Annotated in this window: 20 protein-coding genes and 1 tRNA gene; 10 read left to right on the forward strand and 11 right to left on the reverse strand. The window is 61.3% G+C overall.

Annotation, left to right across the window (positions count from 1 at the left end; all coding sequences use genetic code 11):
- The coding region (locus ACTHLA_RS03155) for a DUF1275 family protein (RefSeq protein ID WP_440185387.1) at positions 1-267 on the forward strand (267 nt) is incomplete at its 5' end.
- On the opposite strand, the gene ACTHLA_RS03160 is transcribed toward ACTHLA_RS03155, so the two are convergent.
- The 8 genes from ACTHLA_RS03160 to dgoD all read right to left on the reverse strand — a co-directional run bounded on the left by ACTHLA_RS03160 (position 264) and on the right by dgoD (position 9,856).
- Positions 264-575, reverse strand: a complete 312-nt coding sequence (locus tag ACTHLA_RS03160) for a hypothetical protein (RefSeq protein ID WP_440185389.1) — start codon at positions 573-575, stop codon at positions 264-266. The genes ACTHLA_RS03155 and ACTHLA_RS03160 overlap by 4 nt on opposite strands.
- A gap of 86 nt (positions 576-661) precedes the next feature.
- Positions 662-2,149, reverse strand: a complete 1,488-nt coding sequence (locus tag ACTHLA_RS03165) for a tryptophan halogenase family protein (RefSeq protein WP_440185391.1) — start codon at positions 2,147-2,149, stop codon at positions 662-664.
- 15 nt (positions 2,150-2,164) lie between these two features.
- Positions 2,165-3,187 carry a cupin-like domain-containing protein gene (locus ACTHLA_RS03170; RefSeq protein WP_440185393.1) on the reverse strand — a complete coding sequence of 341 codons (1,023 nt, stop codon included), beginning with the start codon at positions 3,185-3,187 and terminating at the stop codon, positions 2,165-2,167.
- 1 nt (position 3,188) lies between these two features.
- Complete coding sequence (locus ACTHLA_RS03175) at positions 3,189-3,926, reverse strand: SapC family protein (RefSeq protein WP_440185395.1); 738 nt, start codon at positions 3,924-3,926, stop codon at positions 3,189-3,191.
- 169 nt (positions 3,927-4,095) lie between these two features.
- Positions 4,096-7,302 (reverse strand): TonB-dependent receptor, encoded by a 3,207-nt coding sequence (locus ACTHLA_RS03180; RefSeq protein ID WP_440185397.1) that lies wholly within the window; start codon positions 7,300-7,302, stop codon positions 4,096-4,098.
- An 840-nt stretch (positions 7,303-8,142) separates the two neighbouring features.
- Positions 8,143-8,219 (reverse strand) — tRNA-Arg (locus ACTHLA_RS03185).
- 64 nt (positions 8,220-8,283) lie between these two features.
- Complete coding sequence (locus ACTHLA_RS03190; RefSeq protein ID WP_440185399.1) at positions 8,284-8,574, reverse strand: hypothetical protein; 291 nt, start codon at positions 8,572-8,574, stop codon at positions 8,284-8,286.
- Positions 8,575-8,674: 100 nt separating this feature from the next.
- Positions 8,675-9,856 (reverse strand): galactonate dehydratase, encoded by a 1,182-nt coding sequence (dgoD, locus tag ACTHLA_RS03195; RefSeq protein ID WP_440185401.1) that lies wholly within the window; start codon positions 9,854-9,856, stop codon positions 8,675-8,677.
- Positions 9,857-10,062: 206 nt separating this feature from the next.
- Here dgoD and ACTHLA_RS03200 point away from each other — a divergent pair, with 206 nt between their 5' ends.
- The 4 genes from ACTHLA_RS03200 to metC all read left to right on the forward strand — a co-directional run bounded on the left by ACTHLA_RS03200 (position 10,063) and on the right by metC (position 15,966).
- Positions 10,063-11,280 (forward strand): acetyl-CoA C-acetyltransferase, encoded by a 1,218-nt coding sequence (locus tag ACTHLA_RS03200; protein WP_440185403.1) that lies wholly within the window; start codon positions 10,063-10,065, stop codon positions 11,278-11,280.
- A gap of 24 nt (positions 11,281-11,304) precedes the next feature.
- A complete protein-coding gene (locus ACTHLA_RS03205) occupies positions 11,305-13,524 on the forward strand; it encodes a 3-hydroxyacyl-CoA dehydrogenase NAD-binding domain-containing protein (RefSeq protein ID WP_440185405.1) in 2,220 nt (739 codons plus the stop codon).
- A gap of 222 nt (positions 13,525-13,746) precedes the next feature.
- Entirely contained in the window at positions 13,747-14,745 is a 999-nt protein-coding gene (locus tag ACTHLA_RS03210; protein WP_440185407.1) for a glycoside hydrolase family 43, read from the forward strand.
- Positions 14,746-14,799: 54 nt separating this feature from the next.
- A complete protein-coding gene (gene metC, locus ACTHLA_RS03215; protein WP_440185409.1) occupies positions 14,800-15,966 on the forward strand; it encodes a cystathionine beta-lyase in 1,167 nt (388 codons plus the stop codon).
- On the opposite strand, the gene ACTHLA_RS03220 is transcribed toward metC, so the two are convergent.
- Together ACTHLA_RS03220 and ACTHLA_RS03225 are read right to left on the reverse strand one after the other, a co-directional pair.
- Positions 15,963-16,673, reverse strand: a complete 711-nt coding sequence (locus ACTHLA_RS03220; RefSeq protein ID WP_440185411.1) for a hypothetical protein — start codon at positions 16,671-16,673, stop codon at positions 15,963-15,965. The two genes, metC and ACTHLA_RS03220, sit on opposite strands and share 4 nt — an antisense overlap.
- A 7-nt stretch (positions 16,674-16,680) precedes the next feature.
- Positions 16,681-17,637, reverse strand: a complete 957-nt coding sequence (locus ACTHLA_RS03225) for an NAD(P)H-dependent flavin oxidoreductase (RefSeq protein WP_440185413.1) — start codon at positions 17,635-17,637, stop codon at positions 16,681-16,683.
- Positions 17,638-17,751: 114 nt separating this feature from the next.
- Between ACTHLA_RS03225 and queF the strand changes: the two genes are divergently transcribed.
- Entirely contained in the window at positions 17,752-18,213 is a 462-nt protein-coding gene (gene queF, locus ACTHLA_RS03230) for a preQ(1) synthase (protein WP_440185415.1), read from the forward strand.
- Positions 18,214-18,366: 153 nt separating this feature from the next.
- Positions 18,367-18,666 (forward strand): hypothetical protein, encoded by a 300-nt coding sequence (locus ACTHLA_RS03235; RefSeq protein ID WP_440185417.1) that lies wholly within the window; start codon positions 18,367-18,369, stop codon positions 18,664-18,666.
- On the opposite strand, the gene ACTHLA_RS03240 is transcribed toward ACTHLA_RS03235, so the two are convergent.
- Positions 18,663-19,274, reverse strand: coding sequence for a nitroreductase family protein (locus ACTHLA_RS03240; protein WP_440185419.1), 612 nt, complete (start codon positions 19,272-19,274; stop codon positions 18,663-18,665). The genes ACTHLA_RS03235 and ACTHLA_RS03240 overlap by 4 nt on opposite strands.
- Before the next feature lie 66 nt (positions 19,275-19,340).
- On the opposite strand from ACTHLA_RS03240, the gene ACTHLA_RS03245 reads away from it, so the two are divergent.
- From ACTHLA_RS03245 to ACTHLA_RS03255, 3 genes are all read left to right on the forward strand, one after another.
- Positions 19,341-19,976: an NUDIX domain-containing protein gene (locus ACTHLA_RS03245; protein ID WP_440185421.1), complete on the forward strand. Its 636-nt coding sequence runs from the start codon at positions 19,341-19,343 to the stop codon at positions 19,974-19,976.
- 9 nt (positions 19,977-19,985) lie between these two features.
- The gene (cysE, locus tag ACTHLA_RS03250; RefSeq protein ID WP_440185423.1) at positions 19,986-20,813 is read left to right on the forward strand and encodes a serine O-acetyltransferase; all 828 of its coding nucleotides are present in this window, start codon (positions 19,986-19,988) and stop codon (positions 20,811-20,813) included.
- Between the two features lie 170 nt (positions 20,814-20,983).
- Complete coding sequence (locus ACTHLA_RS03255; RefSeq protein WP_440185425.1) at positions 20,984-21,184, forward strand: DUF3126 family protein; 201 nt, start codon at positions 20,984-20,986, stop codon at positions 21,182-21,184.
- Position 21,185 lies beyond the last annotated feature (1 nt).

Raw genomic sequence — 21,185 nt, forward strand, 5'->3', positions numbered from 1 at the left:
CAGCGCGACGGCGACATGGTGGTCGGCCTGACCTATATGACCGGAACCCTGGTCAAGATGGGCCAGAAGATGGCGGGCGCTCTGACCGGCGGCGACGCCTGGGGCTGGGTTCCCTATGGCCTTCTGTGGCTGGGTCTGGTCGCAGGCGCAACCTGCGGCGCCGCGCTCTACGGCCTTTACGGTCTGGGCAGCCTGTGGGCGGCGGCGGCTTTTGCCGCAGCTATGATGATCTATGCAACCCTCGACCGACGCGTGCTGACCGATTAATCCAGCCCCTCGTCCTGACCCAGCACCGCGTCGTCGTCATCATTGATGGCGACGCTGCCGTCCAGCCGCCGCACATCGACGGCGTTGCCGGAACGGCTGCGCGCCAGCGGCTCGACATCGAGCGGCAGCGGGTCCAGCTCGGAATTGTAACCGGATTTGAGAAAGGTTCCGTCCGGTGCGAGCCGCTCTCCGCGCCCGCCGTCGTTGGGACAGGCCGTGTTGGCGGCGGACGTCTGCGGCAGTTCATGCCGCTTGATCTGCGGCTCATTACGCAAAGGATCGGGACGCGGGGGATCGGGTTGGGTCATGTCTATCTCCTTCCGCCCGATCTTATGCGCCTCAACATAAGATCGCGCCCGGAGACAGGCGTATCGGACGTAAAATCCGCGACAGTTTATCCCGCGGCGGACGGCGCGTACTGGCGCACAAAGGCGTCATGCGGCGCCATATTGGCGACGGTGTGATCGACGGTCTTTTTCAGGCCGTCGAAGACCCCTGCCAGTTCGTCCTGCGACATCAGGCCGCCGAAACGGTGCCAGCCTTGCGGCTCAAGCCTCTGCCCCAGCATGACCTGGGCCCAGGAATCGACGGTGAACAACTCGCCCGGCCCCTGAAACACGGCGCCGGAGCGGCGGAACAGGTCGATGCGCGCCTGTAAGCTGTCAGGAACGGCCATGGCCGCCCGGTCGCGCCAGAAATCCTCGCCGCGCTCATTCAGCTTATAATGCAGGATCACGAAGTCGCGCGCATAGGCCAGCTCCTTGTCCGACAGGTCGTTATAATGGTTGACCTGCGCATCCTCGACGCCGTGGAACGGGAAGTTCTGCGCCAGATGCAGGACGCTGCGTTGAAACAGATGAATGCTGGTCGATTCCAGCGGCTCGATAAACCCGCTCGACAGGCCCATGGCGATGCAGTTCTTGTCCCAGAACTTTTTGCGCCGTCCGGTCTTGTAACGGATCACGCGCGGCTCGGTCAGGGCGGGTTCGGTCAGGCTGGTCCGCAGTCGCTCCAGCGCCTCGTCATCGGACAGGTAGGCGCTGCAGTAGATCAGCCCGTTGCCGACGCGGTTCTGCAACGGGATGCGCCAGCGCCAGCCCGCGCCATGCGCCGTGGCCTGCGTATAGGGCATGACCGGCGCGTCGCTCCGGGTCTGCACCGCTACGGCGCGGTCGGTCGGCAGCCAGTGGCTCCAGTCCTCGTAACCGGCCTTCAGGGTCTGCTCGATCAGCAGGCCGCGAAAGCCGGTGCAGTCGATGAACAGATCGCCCTCGATCACCTGACCCGAGGCCAGGGTCAGCGATGTGATGAAGCCGGTTTCCGGGTTCTGCTGCACGCTGACGATCTCGCCTTCAATGCGCTTGGCGCCCGCCGCCTCGCTGAGGCTGCGCAGATACTGGCCATAGAGGGTGGCGTCGAAATGATAGGCGTAGCTGAGATTGAGGTTCTTGTGCAGTTGGAACTTACCGGCATAGGCGGCCTTCAGCTCAAGACTGTAATCGTCGAACGAGCCGCTAAGGCCCCGGTTGCGGCCTTCCAGCCAGACGCTGTGAAAGGGGGTTATCCACGGCGAACGCCCGATCTTGCCGAAGGCGTGAAAATAGCGGTCGCCCTCGCGCGCCCAGTTGGCGAACTCGATGCCCAGCTTGAAGGTCGCATTGGTGGCGCGCATGAACGCCTGCTCGTCGATGTTCAGGAAGTTATGAAAGGCGCGCAAGGTCGGGATCGAGGCTTCGCCGACGCCGACAATGCCGATATCGTCCGACTCGATCAGGGTGATGTCGAGCAGGGGGCCGAGCAGTTTCGACAGTCCCGCCGCCGCGCACCAGCCCGCCGTGCCGCCGCCGGCGATGACCACTTTCCTGACCTTTTGTCCCTGCATGGGGCGTCCTTCATATCAGCGGTTGAAACGATTGAGAATCAGCGCGCGCAGACGGCGCGCCTGCAGCATGTCCAGCGGCGCCAGCGGACCTTGCGCGGCGGGCGGCAGATGGCTGACGGCGGCCTCGCTTGGTCCGAACAGATAATGCTCGAACACGGCGCGCCAGGCGGCCTTTTCCGTATCGGGCCGTCCGCGCAGGCTCAAAAGGCCGTGCAGCAGGGTGGTCATCGGCGTGTCGATAAAGGCCGGAACGCTGTCCCACCAGTAGTTGATCAGGATGTTGAACGCGTCGAGCGCCTCGACCTGATGCTGCCACATCGACGGATAGAACAGGACGTCGCCGGGCTCAAGTTCGGCGATCTGCGCCGCGTCGAGCGCCTGACGAAAGCGCGGATGGGCGTCGAAATCAGGCTTGGTGAAATCAACCATGCTGATCACCTGGCCGCCGGGCGTCGGCTCCAGCGGGCCGGGATAGAGGTTGCCGATCTGGTCAGGCGGAAACAGGGTGAAGCGGCGATGGCCGACCATGCAGGCGGCCAGATTGTGCGAGATGTCAAAATGCGCGCAGGCGGTGGTGCGGTTGCCGATCCAGATGCTTTTCAGCACGGAGGCATTTGCGAATGTCTCGCCGGTCAGGGGCAGGCTGTCCGTGGCCAGCAGGCCCGGCAGAAAGGCGTCGATATCGGTCGAGCCGCAATAGAAGGACGGCGCATCCGGGGCGTTCCCATGCGCAAGCAACAGGTCGAACAGATGGTCCAGACTCATGCGCCCGGACGTGAAATTGAAGCCGTCGACTTGGGGCGTATAGCCGAAGCGTCCGCCAATAGACGCATCGCCTGTAAAAACCAGCAGGGGCTTGCCCTGATAGAAGGGGCGCAGATGGTCCATGGCGGCTTCGGCACACTGAAGCCCCGCCTTGACCAGCGGCAAATCCGCCGCCAGCCCCTTGAAAACCATCGGCGTCTGGTCGGCGATCAGGCGCGCGAAGTCGATGTCCGCGAAGGCGTCAATCCGTGTCGTCGCGACCTGACGGCTCATGTCAGGCCGTCTGCGCGCTGCGTTCGTTTTTCAGCGCGATCATATGGCCGAGATTGCCCATGGAGGCGACGACGTAAAAGGCCAGGGCGAGAAAGCCTTTGTCATGCAGAGCCTTCAAGGCCGCGCCGTCGAGATTTTGCAACGCCTCGCGGCTGACGGTCAGCATGTCCTCCAGCAGGAAGGCCTTGTTGTCGCTGACCTCGACATTGATGCGCACCGGCGCCAGCAGACCGGCCTCCAGAAAGGCGGCGAACATCTGATCGCTGATCTGTGAACCGGCATAGACCTGTTGCAGGGTCTGGGCGACCTGTTGAAGCACGGGCGCATTGCCGCCGTGGGACAGGAACAGGGGCGCGCCTTCGCTGCGGCTGATGCGGGCGTGTGACGTATCGACCAGGATCATCGCCTCGGCGTCGGGCGGCAGGTCCTGCCCCGGCGCCGCCTGCGGCTGGCCGATCAGGAACGGGCCGACCTGGTGCATGGCCGGGACATAGGCGGCGTTCCAGTGCTCGCCCGCCAAAAACAGGTTTTCGTCGCGATCGAAGCCCAGCAGCGCGACCGACTTGAAACCGCCGCCTTCGGTCTGGCGGAAAAAGATCGGGTAGTGGCGCTGAATGTCCTCGAATTCGGTCGGAAAGATCAGGGCCTGATTGACGCTGTCGCCATAGGCGGCGCCGCGCCGCATGATCAGGCGCAGATCGTGATGATCGACATTGTTGAGTAAGACGTGCTGTCCCAAATTATCCGCCCTTAAACGCTGAGGGTTATAATGCTGCGATGAAACGCAAATGGCAATTGCGCCGCTGGCGCCTTGTGGCCGAAAAGCCCGCCGCTTTTTGTCGCAGGAATCATAAAAAGAGGAGGGCCGCAGTCTCCCGCGACCCTCCCGATCTAAACCTGTGAAAGGCTTAGAACTTGTAACGGACGCCGAATTCGTAACGCGAATCCAGCTCCTGATAGTTGACGACGTCGGTCGGCACGCGGACGTACTGAACGATGTGGCCCTTGTTGATGTTCAGCGCTTCGAAGGTCAGGCTGATATTATCACGCAGCGCATAGCTGAGCGAGGCGTCCCACTGCCCGTAAGCCGCGGTGTAGAGGCCGCCGTTTTGCGAGAAGTTGGCCGCTTGCAGGTACTTGTCGCGCCAGTTGTACAGGATACGGCCTTCGAAGCCGTACTTTTCGTAGATGCCGGTCACGTTGTACGTGTTGCTGAGGCCCTGCAGAGCGAACTGGCTGCTGCCGTTCGGATCTGCAGCGTTGTCCAGAGCGACGTCGCCATTGACGGTCGTGGCGCTGGCGGCGACGCCAAAGCCCGTATCGCCGAAGAAGTGCTGAACCGCAAACTCGAAGCCGTCAATATTGGCGGTGTGGTTGTTGATCGGTTGCGACAGGGTGAAGGTCGCCACCGGATCGGTGCTGTTGCTGACCACCTTCCAGTTCGGGTTGCCCCACAGATAGACCGACAGAGCATCCGTATTCCAGACCGAACCAGCGGGCTCATTTTGTCCGTGATAACCATCGGGCGCAGTTACAGAAGTCCACTCGGACTTTGCCGTCGCCACATTGCCGCCAGCCTGATCGATCAGGATCGTCATAGCCGACAGGTTGTTGGTGTTGGTCGGAGCGCCGAGGTCCTTCAGGGCCTGAGCGGCGGCGCCGGAGCGCGTACCGGGCTGGCCCGAAGCCGGATCGGTCAGACCGAACAGGCTGGTCTTGGTCGTGCCGTTACCGACGAAGTTCTGCACGGCCTTGCGGTAGTAGCCCAGCGAGACATAGCTGTTCTTGCCGTAGTACCATTCCGCCGAGACGTCGAAGTTTTCGGAAACCAGCGGCTTCAGAGCCGGGTTGCCCGACGACGCGGTGTAGACGGCGCCATTATAGCTGGCGTCGCCCGGCGCGTTGACGCCGATCGTGGCGTACATCGAGCTGTACTGCGGACGCGCATCGGTCACGGAGAAGGACATACGGCCGATGAAGTCATCGGTGATGTTCATCGCCATGTCGAGGCTGGGCAGGAGGTTGGAGTAATGCGACTTATAGGCGTACGCCTGGACGCTGGTGCCCTGAACGATCGAGAAGTTGTTCTTCTGGTCCCAACGGATATTGGTCGGGGTGTTCTGGTAGGCGGTGACCGTCACGTCGGTGTTCTCGTAACGGACGCCGGCCAGGATCCTGACAGGACGTTGCAGGAACTCGCCCTTCATGGCGAACTGCGCGTAGGCGGCCGTGACCTGCTCCTCCACCGCGTTATGGCTGAAGCCGTTCAGGTTCGGCGTGTTGGACTTGGCCTTGCCGGAGGACAGGACGTTCGTGAAGGTCGGGCTGGCATAATAGGCCGCCAGACCGTCATAGGCCTGCACCGCGTTGTAACGGTAAGCCGTGCTGTCGCCGCTGCCCAGGTCAACCGACTTGAACTGGCAGGTCATGCAGAAGGCCTTGATGTCCGTGCCACCGTACTTGGCGATGTCGCCGGGGTTCAGGCCGCCCCAGTCACCGAATTGCGCCTGGAAGGAATAGGCGGCGGATTCGTTCACATTCTTGTACGCGTCAAGGCCGAAGCTCAGCTTGCTTTGGTCGTCCACCGCATAGCTGGCGTCGAACCTGGCTTGCTGGATCTTGTCGGTCTGACGCGAGAAGAACTGGTTGCTGTAGCCGGAGCCAAGCGAAGCGATGTCCTGCGCGCCCGTCGCCGACTTGCTCGGATCCAGGGTAACGTGCTGAACCGGAGCCGCGAGCGACCCATAGGTCGTGGTGTTAGACGCGACGTAGGTTTGAGAGCTGGAAACTGTCGTCGAGGAGGTGCCGTTCGGGTTGAAGCCGCCCGAGCTGGATTGCGACGAGGCCAGATCGGCGGTCAGGGTCCAGCGATCGTTAGGCGTGTACTTCAGATTGACGCCGGTCGATTCGATGCTGGCTTCGACAGAACGCAGCTCGTTTTCGTAGCCCTGGTCCTTGCCCGGAGGGATGGTGTCGGTGAGCGAGATCGCCGTATCGATGACCGAATTGCCGTCAAAGGTGACGGCGGCATAGGGGCTGCGCGAGAACCAGTTGGTCAGTTCCGAACGGGCTTCGGTCGCCTCGGTGTGCGCAAACAGGGTATTGGCCGTAACGACCAGGTCTTCCATCGGCTTCCAGCGGAAGACGACGGCGGCGTTGGTGCGCTTAACATCGTTCTCGGCATAGGTATAGCGGCTGTCGGTCGGCACGGCGATCAACTGGTTCATGTTGGTCGGCGCGTTGGTGATCTTGGAGGCCGCCGGCGCCTGGCCGGTGGTCAGCCACTTGGCGTAGGTCTGCACGTTCCAGGAGTTGACCGTATCCGAACGGGTCGAACCCGTCTTTTCCTGATACGAACCGAACAGTGCGACGCCGAACTTGCCGCTGTCATTGGTCCATTGATAGGCGCCGGAGATTTCCGGCGTGACCGCCTTCTTCGACAGAACCGTGCCGAGGCCCGGCTGATCCGTGGTCAGACCCTTGATCGTGATGCTGCCTTCCGAACCGGCATGGATCAGAGGCTGCAGGGTGGCCAGGTTGATGGTGGCGCCGATGCCGCCTGCCGGAATGTCGGCGCGGCCGGTCTTGTAGACCTGCACGGCCTGCACGCCGTCAGACGCGATATTGCTGAAGTCGAAGGCGCGGCTGTTGCCCTGGTTGCTGTCAGCGCCCTGACCGCCGCCAATGACGCCGATGGTCGAGGCCGGCATGATGCGACCGTCAACGGTCGTCATGTTGTAGCCCGGACCGAAGCCGCGCACCGTGATCTGCTGGCCTTCGCCGTTGACCCGGTTGATCGACACGCCGGTCACGCGTTGCAGCGAGTCGGCCAGGTTGGTGTCCGGGTACTTGCCGATGTCTTCAGCCGAGATGCCGTCCACGACGCCATCGGAGTTTTTCTTGATATTCATCGAGCGCTGCAGCGACGCCCGGATGCCGGTCACGATGACGACGGTCGAATCGCCTTGCGCCGAAGCGTCCTTAGTCGCGCTTTGCGGCGCTTCCTGGGCGAAGGTCGGCGCGGCGAATGCGCAGAGCGCAAGCGTCGACGCGCCGCCCAGAAAGGCCGCGCGCAGCGCGACGCTTTTGGATGTACGCTTTGAATTACTGGTCATGTAGATCCTCCCAACATGGTTTTCAGTTGTCTTCCAACTGCTGCTTATTATGAGCGCCGCCCTGTTCATGGAGGCGGTCGGTAGTCCGACTGTTGCTAAGCCGCAGTCACACACTCGCATGCGCGTCGGCTATAGGCCGTCGCCATACAAAATGCGTTCTCATTGTCGTTTTAGGTGTGACCCCTCAACGCTTGTTTTCCCTGACGGCAAGGGCCTGTGACGGATATTCCCCTTGCGCCGAATTATTGTTTTTCGTCCCAAACGCCTTTGCGGCAATGACAGCGCGCAATGTATGGCGTCGGAACTTAGATACGCAGAATGACACTGCAGGACGCGCAAGATGCGCCCTGGTTGCAATATAAGCAAAATCAGGCTGCTTAGGAAATGGGGCAAATAAGGCTTCTCAGGGGGTTTAAAATTTTTCGACGCCTTTGCATTAATGCTGACATTTTTTCAATGGTGCAGCACAACATGTCTATGTGCCTGATAATTATGGAGAGTGCGAAAAATTGCGGCCTATTTAATGTCGCGGCGCACAAATACGTAAATCTAGCAATATCATGTTTTCCTTATGAAAAATCGTACAAATATTGGTATCATTCGTAAAAATTAGACGCCGGGCCTGTTGTAAGTTCCGCGTCCACTGCGGCAAATTTGCATCATAAATTTAAAGGAAGTCACGAATGCGAGTCTGTTTGGGCTCTCAAACCACGCAAATTACGATTCGCAGCGCTTCCATCTTCATCATGGCTAGATGAGAGCATGCAGGGAACGAAGCCGGATAGGACATATGCGGTCTGAATTTTCCGCAAGGCGCGTCTTAATGCTAACGCACAAAAATGGCGCGCCCGACAGGATTCGAACCTGTGACCTACGGTTTAGGAAACCGGCGCTCTATCCTGCTGAGCTACGGGCGCACGCCGAGTTTGCATAGGCTATTCGCCGACTTTGCTCAAGCCGGTCTATTGGAAAATGCATTCGTCAGCGCACGATGCTTTCGTCCTCGCCGATGTCATCGGGATTGTTGCTTTCCGGTTGGTTGTCGTCGCCTTCATCGATATCTTCAGCGGCCCGATCGACGCTGCCGTCGCCGCGGTTATCGAGCGGCAGCCCGGTGTCGTTGATGTCCGGGTCGGGCGCCTCATCGCCGCGACTATAGTTGGAGGATTCGTTTCCGATGGCTTCGTCGCGGTCGGCGACGCGCTTGACAAATTCGTGAGCGGCGGCGTTCAGCGCTCCTGGCGTGCGGGATTTGAGGTCATTCTGGGTCATAGTGCGCTCCTTTGACGTCACTATGACAAGGTCGCCATAAGAATGCGCAGGGCATCCCGGCCATGGATATAAAAAGCCGCCGGTTTCCCGACGGCTTTTTTCACCATTCACGCACATAACCGTCCGGGCCGCGCCAGGCCGGGTTGCGCCAGGGCGGGCAGTCCTTTGCGAGGTCGCGCACCTTGTCCTCGTCGATCTCGACGCCGAGGCCGGGGCCGGTCAGGGCTTCGACATAGCCGTCCTTAACATCGAAGACTTCGGGATTTTTCATATAGGTCAGGAGGTCGAAGCCATCGGTATTGTAATGGATGCCAAGCGACATTTCCTGAATCGTATGGTTCGGCGTCGCCAGCGCCACCTGCATGCAGGCGCCGAGCGCCAGCGGGCCGAGCGGGCAGTGCGGCGCGACCGCGACGTCATAGGCCTCGGCCATGGCGGCGATGCGGCGCACCTCGGAAATGCCGCCCGCGTGGCTGAGGTCGGGCTGGATGATATCGACGCAGGCGCGCTCGAAGAAGGGCTTGAAGTCCCAACGCGAAAAGAGGCGCTCGCCCAGGGCCACCGGCGTGGTGGTCAGGTTGGCGAACTGCGCGATGGCTTCGGGGTGTTCGGAGAGCAGCGGCTCCTCAATGAACAGGGGACGCAAGGGTTCGAGCGCGTGGGCGATCTGCTTGGCCATCGGTTTATGGATGCGACCGTGGAAGTCGAGCCCGACATCGAGGCCAAGCGCCTGCACAGAGGTCAGGCGTTCGCATACGCCGTCGATGACCTTGGGCGAATCGAGCCAGCCCATGTCCTCGCTGGCGTTCATCTTGACCGCCTTGAAACCTTGCGCCAGACGGGCGCGCCCCGCATCGACGACCTCTGACGGACGGTCGCCGCCGATCCAGGCATAGACCTGCACGCGCTCGCGCACCTGACCGCCCAGCAATTGCCAGACCGGCACGCCGAGACGACGCGCTTTCAGATCCCACAGCGCCTGATCGAGGCCAGACAGGGCCGACATCAGCACCGGCCCGCCGCGATAGAAGCCGAGCCGGTAAAACACCTGCCACATATCTTCGATACGGTCGGCGTCGTGGCCGATGAAACGCTCGCGAATCTCGGCGAAAGCGGCTTGCGTGGCCTCGGTATGGCCCTCAAGCGAAGCCTCGCCCCAGCCGACCGCGCCGTCCTCGGTCTCGATGCGCACGAACAGCCAGCGGGGCGGAACGGCGAAGGTTTCGATACGGGCCAGCCGGGTTTTGCCGATTGTAAGGGGAGCGTGGTGCGAGGTGTCCATAGGTCAATCCAGAGATATTTATCCCGGCCTAATCTCTTTACGGGCAGGGGTCAAGATATTGTATTATAATATAGACGAACGAAAGCGTAATTTCCGCCAGCGCCAAAAACTTTTCCCGATTATCTTGACGTTCGCGTCAACAAAGCGCACATATTCGGCATCATAAAAACGCCCCTACGCGCGCGAAACGGAGGACTTAAAACATCATGCCGACACCCGAGAATTCCGCCTACATCTATGACCATGCGCGCACGCCGCGCGGCAAGGGCAAGAAGGACGGCAGCCTGCACGACATGACAGCGCTCAGCCTGTCGAAACAGGTGCTGGAAGCCGTGCGCGACCGCAACAACCTCGATACATCGCTGGTCGATGACGTGATGTGGGGCTGCGTGACGCCGGTGGGCGAGCAGGGCGGCGACATCGCCCGCGCCGCCGTACTGGCTGCGAAATACGCCGAAACCACCGGCGGGGTGCAGCTCAACCGCTTTTGCGCCTCGGGCCTTGAGGCCGTCAATGTCGCCGCCGCCAAGGTGGTGTCGGGCGAAGCCACCATGGCCATCGGCGGCGGGGTCGAATGCATGAGCCGCGTGCCGATGGGGTCTGACGGCGGCGCCTGGGCCATTGATGTGGCGGCGGCCTTCCCGACCCATTTCGTGCCGCAGGGCGTATCCGCCGACATGATCGCGAGCAAGTGGGGCTTTTCGCGCACCGATGTCGACGCCTATTCGGTTGAGAGCCACAAGCGCGCGGCGCAATCCTGGGCCGAGGGTCGCTTCAAACACGCCATCGTGCCGGTCAAGGACCAGATGGGCGTGATCGCGCTCGACCACGATGAGACCATCCGCCCGAACACCGACATGCAGACGCTTGGCGGTCTGAACCCGTCCTTCGCCGCCTTTGGCGAAATGGCCTTCGATTCGGTCATCCAGCAGCGTTATCCCGAAGTCGAGCGCGTCAACCATGTGCATACGCCGGGCAATTCGTCCTCGATCGTCGATGGCGCGGCGGCGGTGCTGGTCGGCTCGCAGGAGGCTGGTCGCATCACCGGCCTGAAGCCGCGCGCGCGCATCCTCGGCACGGCCTCTATCGGCTCCGAGCCGTCGATCATGCTGACCGGCCCGTCCTACGTGACCGAAAAGCTTCTCAAGAAGCTCGGCATGAGCGTGTCGGACATCGACATTTATGAACTCAACGAAGCCTTCGCCGCCGTGGTGCTGCGTTACATGCAGGCGCTCGATATTCCGCACGACAAGATCAATGTCTGCGGCGGCGCGATTGCGATGGGCCATCCGCTCGGCGCGACCGGCGCGATGATCCTGGGCACGCTGGTTGATGAACTGGAGCGCACGGGCAAGTCCACGGGACTGGCGGTTCTGTGCGTCGGCGGCGGCATGGCCACCGCCACCGTGGTTGAGCGCGTTTAAGAGCAGGTCGAGGGAGACATACAGATGGACAATTTCAAGATAGACCTCGACGCTGACGGCATTCTGGTCTGCGCGTTCGATGTGCCGAACAAGACGATGAACACCTTCACCAAGGCGGCCCTGGCCGATCTGGAAAAGATTGCGGAGCGCGCCAAAACCGATGCGGGCGTCAAGGGCGTGATCCTGACCTCCGGCAAGGACAACGGCTTCTGCGCCGGCGCCGATCTGGAGGAGATGATCGGCGGCGCGTGGGAGGCCGAGTCAGGCGACGACGAACAGTCGAAGCTCAAGGCCGCTTTCAACGCCGCCTTCGAGATGAACCGCGTCTATCGCCTGTTGGAAACCTGCGGCAAGCCGGTCGTGGCGGCGCTCAATGGCCTGGCGCTCGGCGGCGGGCTCGAAGTCTCGCTGGCCTGCCATTACCGCGTTTTGTCCAATGGCCCCAAGGTGCAGGTCGGCCTGCCGGAAATCAAGATCGGCCTCTTCCCCGGCGGCGGCGGCTCGCAACGCCTGCCGCGCCTGATCGGCGCGCAGGCCGCCCTGATGGCCATGTCGGAAGGCAAGTCCTTCAAACCGCAGGAAGCGCTCGGCGCGGGCGTGGTCGATGAACTGGCCGATCCCGACAAGGTGCTGGACGCCGCGAAAACCTGGATCAAAACGAAAGGCGACCCGGTCGCGCGCTGGGACAAGAAGGATTTCAAGATTCCCGGCGGCGGTCCTTACCATCCGGCGGGCGCGCAGGTCTTCATCATGGGCAACGCCCTGCTGCGCAAGCAGTCCTATGGCAATTATCCGGCCGTCATCAACCTGATGCACGCCGTCTATGAAGGCCTGCAACTGCCCATCGACCAGGCGATCCGCGTCGAGAGCCGCTACTTCTGCAATACGCTGATGACGCCGCAAGCCAAGGCGATGATCCGCACCTTTTTCTTCTCGATGCAGGCATTGGGTAAGGGCGCAGGCCGTCCGGCGGGCGTTCCCAAAAGCGACGTCACCAAGGTGGCCGTGCTCGGCGCGGGCATGATGGGGGCGGGCATCGCCTATGTCAGCGCCCTGGCCGGCATCGAGACCATACTGATCGACCGCGATCAGGCCTCCGCTGACAAGGGCAAGGCGCATTGCGAAGACCTGCTCAAAAAGGCCGTGTCGCGCGGCAAGATGAGCCAGGACAAGGCGACGGGCGTGCTGAACCTGATCACCGCCACGCCGGACTACGCCAAGATCGAAGGCGCGGACCTCGTGGTCGAAGCCGTGTTCGAAAACACCGACCTGAAGGAACAGGTGACGAAGGCCGCCGAAGCGCCGCTCTATTCAGGGGCGAAGGCAGATACGGCCATCTTCGGCACCAACACATCGACCATTCCGATCACGCTGCTGGCCACCGCCTCGTCCAAGCCGGAAAACTATATCGGCGTTCACTTCTTCTCGCCGGTGGACCGTATGCCGCTGGTCGAGCTGATCCGCGGCGAAAAGACCTCCGACGCCACGGTGGCCAAGGCCATCGACTACGCGCTGAAGATCAAAAAGACCCCGATCGTGGTCAACGATTCGCGCTTCTTCTTCGCCAATCGCTGCTTCATTCCGTTCACCGCCGAAGGCATGATCATGTGGTCCGAAGGCATCGCCCCGGCCCTGATCGACAATGCCGGACGCATGACCGGCATGCCGCGCGGGCCGCTGGAGATGATGGACGATGTCGCGCTTGATCTTCTGACCAAGATCACCTCCGAAACCGCCAAGGCGATGGGAGACGCTTATGAGCCGATCCCCGGCGAAAAAGAGGTCGCGCAGATGGTCGCCGATGGCCGCTATGGCCGCAAGAACGGCAAGGGCTTCTACGACTATCCCGAACAGAAAGGCGCGCCCAAGACCCTGTGGCAAGGCACGCTCGACGCCTTCCCGGTCAAGATGGCCGAGGCCGATCCGGCGCAGGTCGAGGAACTGAAAAAGCGCCTTCTCTATGTGCAGGCCGTGACGGCGGCGCGCTGCTTCGAAGAAGGCGTCATTACCGATCCGCGCGAAGCCGATGTCGGCTCGATCCTCGGCTGGGGCTTCGCGCCCTGGTCGGGCGGCATCGTGTCGCTGATGGACGCCATCGGCATCGCCAAATTCGTCGAGGAGCTGGACCGCATGACCGCCCTCTACGGCAAACGCTTCGCCCCGCCGCAATTGCTGCGCGACATGGCGAAGAACGGTGAAACCTTCTATAGCCGCTTCGATAAGGCAGGGAAAAAAGCCGCCTGAGTCCGCGCCGGCCCTCTCCTCCCCACAAGGTGGGGAGGGGGACCGCGAAGCGGTGGAGGGGTAGGGCGCAGGCGGCAAGATACCCCTCCGTCGTTTGCTGCGCAAACGCCACCTCCCCATCTTCGATAGGGAGGAGAAGGCTGGCGCCTCCCGCGCGCCCTTGTATTTGTCGTACAAATTTCCTAGACCTTGTGACATAACAATGCCACAAGGAATCCCGCCATGCGCCGCCTGTTCGCGCTGCTGAGCCTTTTGCTGCTCGCCGCACCCGCCTTCGCCGAAACCGCGCCGAAACCCCTCTATCGCGACCCGGTCTATGATGGCGCGGCGGACGTCTCGTCCATCTATGACCGCGCACAGCATCGCTGGGTGATGTTCTACACCAATCGGCGCGCCACGCTGAAACTGCCTGACCCGAAGGATGTCAGTTGGGTTCATGGTACGCCAATCGGTATGGCGATCTCGAAAAACGGCCTCAAATGGCGCTATGCAGGCATGGCCAAATTCCCTGCCGCCTGCACTGGCCCGACCCTGTGGGCGCCGGAAATGTATTATGAGGCCGGAACCTATCATATGTGGCTGACCGTCGTGCCGGGCATTTACATCTCCTGGGGTCACGGCGCGACCGCGAAAATCGTCCACCTGACCAGCCCCGATCTCAAGAGCTGGACCTGCTCCGATACGGTGGAGACGGGTTCCGAACGCGTCATCGACCCGTCGGTGATCAAACTCTCCGACCACCATTACCGCCTGTGGTACAAGGACGAACGCAAGGGCAGCCGCATCTTCGCGCTCGATTCCGACGATCTGGTTCACTGGAAGAAGGTGCTCAACCATCCCGTCATCGACACCAATGCCGAAGGCCCCAAGGTCTTCTTTTTCAAGGGCTGGTATTGGCTGATCGCGGACAAGTGGGAGGGGCTGATCGTGCTGCGCTCCAACGACGCCGCCTCTTGGGAGTTGCAACCGACGCGTCTCCTCGAACAGCCGGGAACCCACGCCACCGACAACGCCAAGGGCCAGCACGCCGACGTCATCGTCAATGACGGGCACGCCTTCATCTATTATTTCGTGCATCAGGAGAATGCGCCTGAAGCCAAGACCGACCCGTACTGGCATCAGAGGACGGCGGTGCAGGTGGCGGAACTTCATTTCGACAAGGGCTGGCTCAGCGTCGATCGCAATGCCGATGTGACGACGCCCCTGATGGCGCCTGAATAGGTCGCGTCGCAATAGAGTCTTGCCACGCGCATCGTTTCGCGCTTCAAGCAGGGCATGAAAGATACGACCCGCCTGACCTCCGCCACGCTTGGCCGCGCCCGTTCGCGCCGTTCCGTCAACACGCCGGTCGAGCGCGGTTCGACCGTTTTGTTCGAAAGCGCCGACAAGCTTTATGACGACGACATCAAGCCGACCTATGGCACGGATGGTTTGTCCACCCAGGTCGAACTGTGTCGCATGATCGCCGAGCTTGAGGGCGCGCACGAGAGCTTCATCCTGCCCAGCGGTCTGGCGGCCCTGACCCTGCCGCTCTTCGCGTGTCTGGCTGCGGGCGATGAAATTCTGGTCGTCAATAGCTGCTATGCGCCGGTGCGGCGCTTTCTCGACACGCAGCTCAAACGCTATGGCGTCACCGCGCGCTATTACGATCCGGCCTTGAGCGCCGATGAGGTCATGGCCCTCGCCAGACCGGCGACGAAGATGATCTATGTCGAAAGCCCCGGTTCGCTGACCTTCGACATTCAGGACATACCCGCCATCGCGAAGGCGGCGAAGGCGAGGGGCCTTCTGACCCTGTGCGACAATACCTATGGCGGCGGCATGTTGTTCAAACCGCTCGACCACGGCGTCGATCTGTCCATGCAGGCCCTGACAAAATATGTCGGCGGCCATTCCGACGTGCTGATCGGGTCCGTCAGCGTCTCGGACGCCAAACTGGCCGCAACCTTGCACAAGGCGATCAAGGCGTGGGGTTTCTTCACCTCGGCAGATGAATCCTATCTGGCCCTGCGCGGCCTGCGCACCATGAGCCTGCGTCTGAAGCAGAGCGGCGATAGCGCCTTGAAGGTCGCCAAGTGGCTGGAGAGGTGCCCGGAAGTCCTGCGCGTCGTGCATCCGGGTCTGCCAAGCCATCCCGGCCATGCGGTCTTTGCGCGCGATTTTTCCGCCGCCAACGGCCTGTTTCTCGTGCAGTTCAAAGGCGATGGCGAGCCGCAATCGCAGGCCTTTCTGGACCTGCTCACCCTGTTCGGCCTCGGCTTTTCCTGGGGCGGCTATGAGAGCCTCGCCGTCAATTGCGAGCCGCAGTTCGCCTTCCGCACCCGCACGCCGGGCACAGCCGATCCATATGCCGAGGGCTCGTTCATCCGCTTCTATATCGGCCTCGAAGACCCGGAAGACCTGATCGCCGACATAGAACAGGCGCTTGGCGTCTTCGCTTAAAGCTTGCGATTGATCGCAATCGAAAAGGTCGGATGGTCCTCGGCCCAGGACGCATAGGCGTGCCAGTCATTGATGCTGGTCGAGACGCCGATCTTGTCGGTCAACTGGTACGCCACGCCGATATTGGTGTTGGTGTAATCGACGCTGCCGGTATTGTGCTTGTGCGAGATGCTCAACCAGCCGTACATCTTTTTCAGCAGGCTGCGCCCCAGCGAAAAGTTCAGCCCGTAAGATTTGCGCACCGTTGTATAGTCAGCATTGGTGTATTCTACGCCAAGCGACGTGTTCAGACCCAGCAGGTTTTTCGACGCCGTCACCTGATAGTCGAGCGCCTGATCGGTATATTGCGACGGCGTGCCCGGATAGGTCTTGTAAGTCAATTGCCAGCGCAGCGCCACCGGGTCGAGCTTCTGCGTATAACCGACAAAAAGCCGATCCTCATAATCTGTGCCAACATTGGAATCGGCGGTCTGGGCATGGGCGCCAAAATAGAGATCGCTCTTGCGTCCGCTCACATCGAAGCCGAGTTGCGGCTTGCGATTGATGACGCCGTTGATCACGCCGGAGGTGGACAACGATACTTGCGCCTGCCAGTTGGCGGGCTGATTCCACACGGCGTTGGGGTCGTCATTGGCGTCGCCGGCATGGGCCGCGACAGGGCTGACGATCGGACTGGCCAGCAGGACGAGGAGGAGCCAACAGCGCATAACCCGGTTATAGGCTGTAGGCGCGCCGCTTGTCATCAAAAGAAATCAGAGCGTTATCAAATTCCGCGCGCAACCGCGCCGCCAGTTCAGTAACTGCTGGAACGTCGTGGATCGAGCCGACGCCCTGACCGGCGGACCAGACGGTCTTCCACGCCTTGGCTTCGGCGTTCAGTTCGTGCGCCATGTCGATCTTGTGCTTAGGGTCTTTCGCGGCGTTCGGATCGAGCCCGTTAGCGATCAGCGAAGGCGTCAGGAAGTTGGCGTTGATGCCGGAAATCGCGTCCGTATAGGTGATGTCTTTCGCACTCGTCTCGGTCAGCATCGCCTTATATTCGGCCTGCGCCGCCGCTTCTGTCGTGGCGATAAAGCGCGTGCCCATATAGGCGAGGTCTGCGCCCGCCATCAAGGCCGCCGCCACATCGCCGCCGGTCGAGATCGACCCGGACAGCAGGATCGTCCCCGAAAAGAACTGGCGGATTTCGTTGATCAGGGCGAACGGATGCTGCGTCCCGGCATGGCCGCCTGCACCCGCCGCGACCAGGATCAACCCGTCCACCCCCGCATCGGCGGCCTTCTTGGCGTGGCGCGCATTGATGACGTCGTGAAACACCACGCCGCCATAGGCATGCACGCCATCGACAATATCGCGCACCGCGCCCAGCGAGGTGATGACCAGCGGAACCTTATGCTCGGCGGTGACGGCCAGATCGGCCATCAAACGGGTATTGGTCTGATGCACGATCAGATTGACGCCATAGCTGGCGTCGTCTGGCCCCAGCGCCGCCTTCACCTGAGTCAGCCAGTCGGCATAGCCTTCCGAAGTGCGCTGATTGAGCGCCGGAAACGTGCCGATCATGCCCGACTTGCAGGTCGCGATCACCAGCTCAGGCCCCGACACCAGAAACATCGGCGCGGCGGCCACGGGAAAGCGGAGGTTTTTCGCAAGCGATATAGGCACGGCCATGACGGGTTTCCTCTGTCAATTTTGCCGCCGAGACTAGCGCTAAATTGACGCGAACGTAAAGATGGAAAAGCGCAGGCTCTTGCCAAAACCGCCTCCGCCTCTATATCGGGAGCCATGAGCCATTACACCGACAACCTGACCCAGCTTGGCGCGCACGCCGCGCAGGCCGACTCTCCCGAAAAGGCCGTGCTGGAGCGCGTGCCGAACCCGCATACCGACGTGAACTATGTCGCGCGCTTCACCGCGCCGGAATTTACCTCGCTGTGTCCGGTGACCGGTCAGCCCGATTTCGCCCATCTGGTCATCGACTATGTGCCGGGCGAATGGCTGGTGGAATCCAAGTCGCTCAAACTGTTCCTGACCAGCTTCCGCAATCACGGCGCCTTCCACGAGGACTGCACGGTTTACATCGCCAAGCGGCTCAAAGACCTGCTCGACCCGCGCTGGATACGCATCGGCGGCTTCTGGTATCCGCGCGGCGGCATCCCGATCGACGTCTTCTGGCAAAGCGACGTCCCGCCGTCAGGCGTCTATATCCCCGACTTCGGCGTCCCGACCTACCGCGGCAGGGGCTAGGCGGTGGTGAGGGGGCTTTGGGGGAAATGGTGGATACGTTGTTGCGTGTCACTGACCTTTTGCATCGTGTCAGGCATGGTGTCCCCACACCTTATACGAAGTGTAGAACTGGCGGTGGGCCACAGCTATTTGAGGGACGCCCGTGTCGCGAGCATGGACTTCGTTGCGTTGCTGTATTTTTGGATTATCGGCGTCGTCGCATTTGAGGTTCGAAAACTACGAAAATCGGTTTTGCCTTTTGGTAGTTATGTGATTTTTAGCGCAGTCTTGCCTTTGACGTATCTATCGAGTGTACCTTTCATAGCGCGGCTTTCCGAAACGCTGGGTTACGTGGGCTGGCTGATTGGTCTTTTTACCTATTGTGTGGTGGCCACGCCCATCGCCTTAACTCTGGCGTTTATATACGAACGCTATAGAGTTGCACGTCTTGGCGCTAATGTTGGTATTTTCTAACCCCACCAACTCACCCGCGCATCATAATCCGGCCTCTCCCGTTCCAGCGGCGGTTCGGTGGGCGTGCCGAGATAGATAAAGCCCGCGACATTCTCGTCCTCTTTCACGCCCAGAATCGTCCGCGCCTCAGCATCATAGGCGTACCAGTCGGTAATCCAGTTGGCGCCATAGCCCATCGCCCCTGCCGCGATCAAAAGGTTCTGGCACACGGCGGCGGCGGACAGTTGCTGCTCCCAAAGCGGAATCTTGTGCGGCTGGATCGGGGCGGACACCACCATCAGCATGTCCGGCGGCGTGGACATCTTGATCAGCGCGCCGACGTCCTTCTTGTCGCCGCGCGATTCGGCCAGGGCTTTCAGCTTCTCCACCACCTGCGTCTTGGCCTCGGGCGTAAAGCGCACGATGCGCCACGGCCCGATTTTGCCGTGGTCAGGGACGCGCAGGCCCAGCCGGATCAGCAAGTCCATCTGCTCTGGCGACGGCCCCGGTTGCTGAAGCGTCGGCGCGGGCGCGCTGCGGCGATTGAACAGGGCCTCTAACACCTCATCGGAGGCTTTTTGCGGAAGCGGCTTGCCAAATTCGTGCGGCGTCGTGTCAAATGCGGTCATGAAGTCTCATCCTGATCGGTCCTGCCCCCTATATAGACCGCGCTCGGCAAAACCCAAGGTGACAAGATGACCGAAACCGATATCCCTCTTCCGCCCTGGGACGACGCCCGGCGCGCGGCGAAGCGTCCGAAATGGGCGCGTCTTAATCGTCAGACCGCGTTTGACAATCCCTGGCTTAGCCTTGAGATCAGCGACGCCGTGGCCCCGACCGGCGCGCCCGCCCATTATGCGATGGTGCATTTCAAGAACCGGGCGATGGCGATCTTCCCGCTGCACGACGACGGAAGCGTCACACTGGTCGGCCAGGCGCGCTTCCCGCTCGACGCCTATAGCTGGGAGCTGCCCGAAGGCGGCGCGCCGCTTGACGAAGACCCGCTCGACGGCGCCAAACGCGAACTGCGCGAGGAGACCGGATTGAGCGCGCAGGACTGGCGGCAAATCCTTAGCTTCGACATGTCCAATTCCGTCACGGACGAGGTCGCCATCTGCTATCTGGCCACCGGCCTGACCGGCGGCGAGGTGGCGCCGGACGAGACCGAAGTGTTCGACCATGCGCGCGTTCCCTTCAAAACCCTGCTCGATGCTGTTATAAAGGGCCAGATACGCGACGGCTTAACGGTTGTGTGTACATTGCGGGTGTACCATATGGCCAGAAGCGGCGACCTGCCGCCCGACCTGACCCGCGCGCTCGATCTGGACTAGGAGACGATTGTGGCCCAACCCTTCGAGGTCATCCGTAGCGATGACAAGCCGATCTGGATCAGCTTGCGCCGCGAAGCGCAGGAGGCGTCGGCGCACGAACCGGCCCTGGCCTCGATGCTGCACTCGACCATCCTGTCGCACGCCGATCTGGCCTCGGCCCTGAGCTTTCACATCGCCAACAAGCTGGGCGACCATTCCATGTCCAGCATTACCTTGCGCGAACTGGCGCAAGGCTGCTTTGCGGGCGATTCCCAGCTTGTCGATTACGCCGAAGCCGACCTGCACGCCGTCTATGAACGCGACCCGGCGGCCAAGGGCTACTTGCAAGCCTTCATGTTCTTCAAGGGCTTTTTGTCCCTGCAAATCTACCGCGTCTCGCATTGCCTGTGGACGCAGGGGCGCACGACCATGGCGCACTTTCTGCAAAGCCGCGTCTCGGAGCTGTTTCAGATCGACATCAACCCCGCCGCGCGCATCGGCAAGGGCGTGTTTCTCGACCACGGCACCGGCATCGTGATTGGCGAAACGGCGGTGGTCGGCGATGACTGCTCGATCCTGCAAGGCGTAACCCTTGGCGGCACAGGCGCCGAACGCGGCGACCGCCACCCCAAGATCGGCAAGGGCGTCCTTCTGGGCGCGGGCGCCAATGTGCTGGGCAATATCCAGATCGGCGACTACGCCAAGATCGCCTCAGGCTCGGTGGTGCTGAAACCCGTCCCGGCGCACTGCACGGCGGCGGGCGTTCCGGCCAAGCTGGTCAATTGCAAGACCTGCGACGCCCCGGCCCGCCAAATGGACCACACCATGCCGGAAATCGACCTCGATTTTTCGATCTGAATGTGGCTTTACGCGCCTGATTTGGGGAAAATCTCGCTTGGCGTTTGCGCTGACCGACCGCACGTCGTAAACGGGCCTCACGATAAAATTTATCCCCGCGCAAAGCGTTTGCCGTTATTCTGACGACATATCCTGCGGGCAAAACGCCATAACCCCATTCGAGGCCGCACATGACACCGAACGAAATCAACAAGGTTCAGGACTACCTGTTCAAAATCTTCAAGACCAAGGGCCTTGAGCTCAAGGCGCGCAAGCAGAAGGACTCCGCCGAAGTCTTTATCGGCGAGGAATTTATCGGCGTGGTCTATGTCGATGAGGACGAGGAAGGCTCCTACCTCTTTGAGATGGCTATTCTCAAAGAAGACCTTTGAG

The organism is Asticcacaulis sp., assembly GCF_051956075.1.
Classification (GTDB): Bacteria; Pseudomonadota; Alphaproteobacteria; order Caulobacterales; family Caulobacteraceae; genus Asticcacaulis.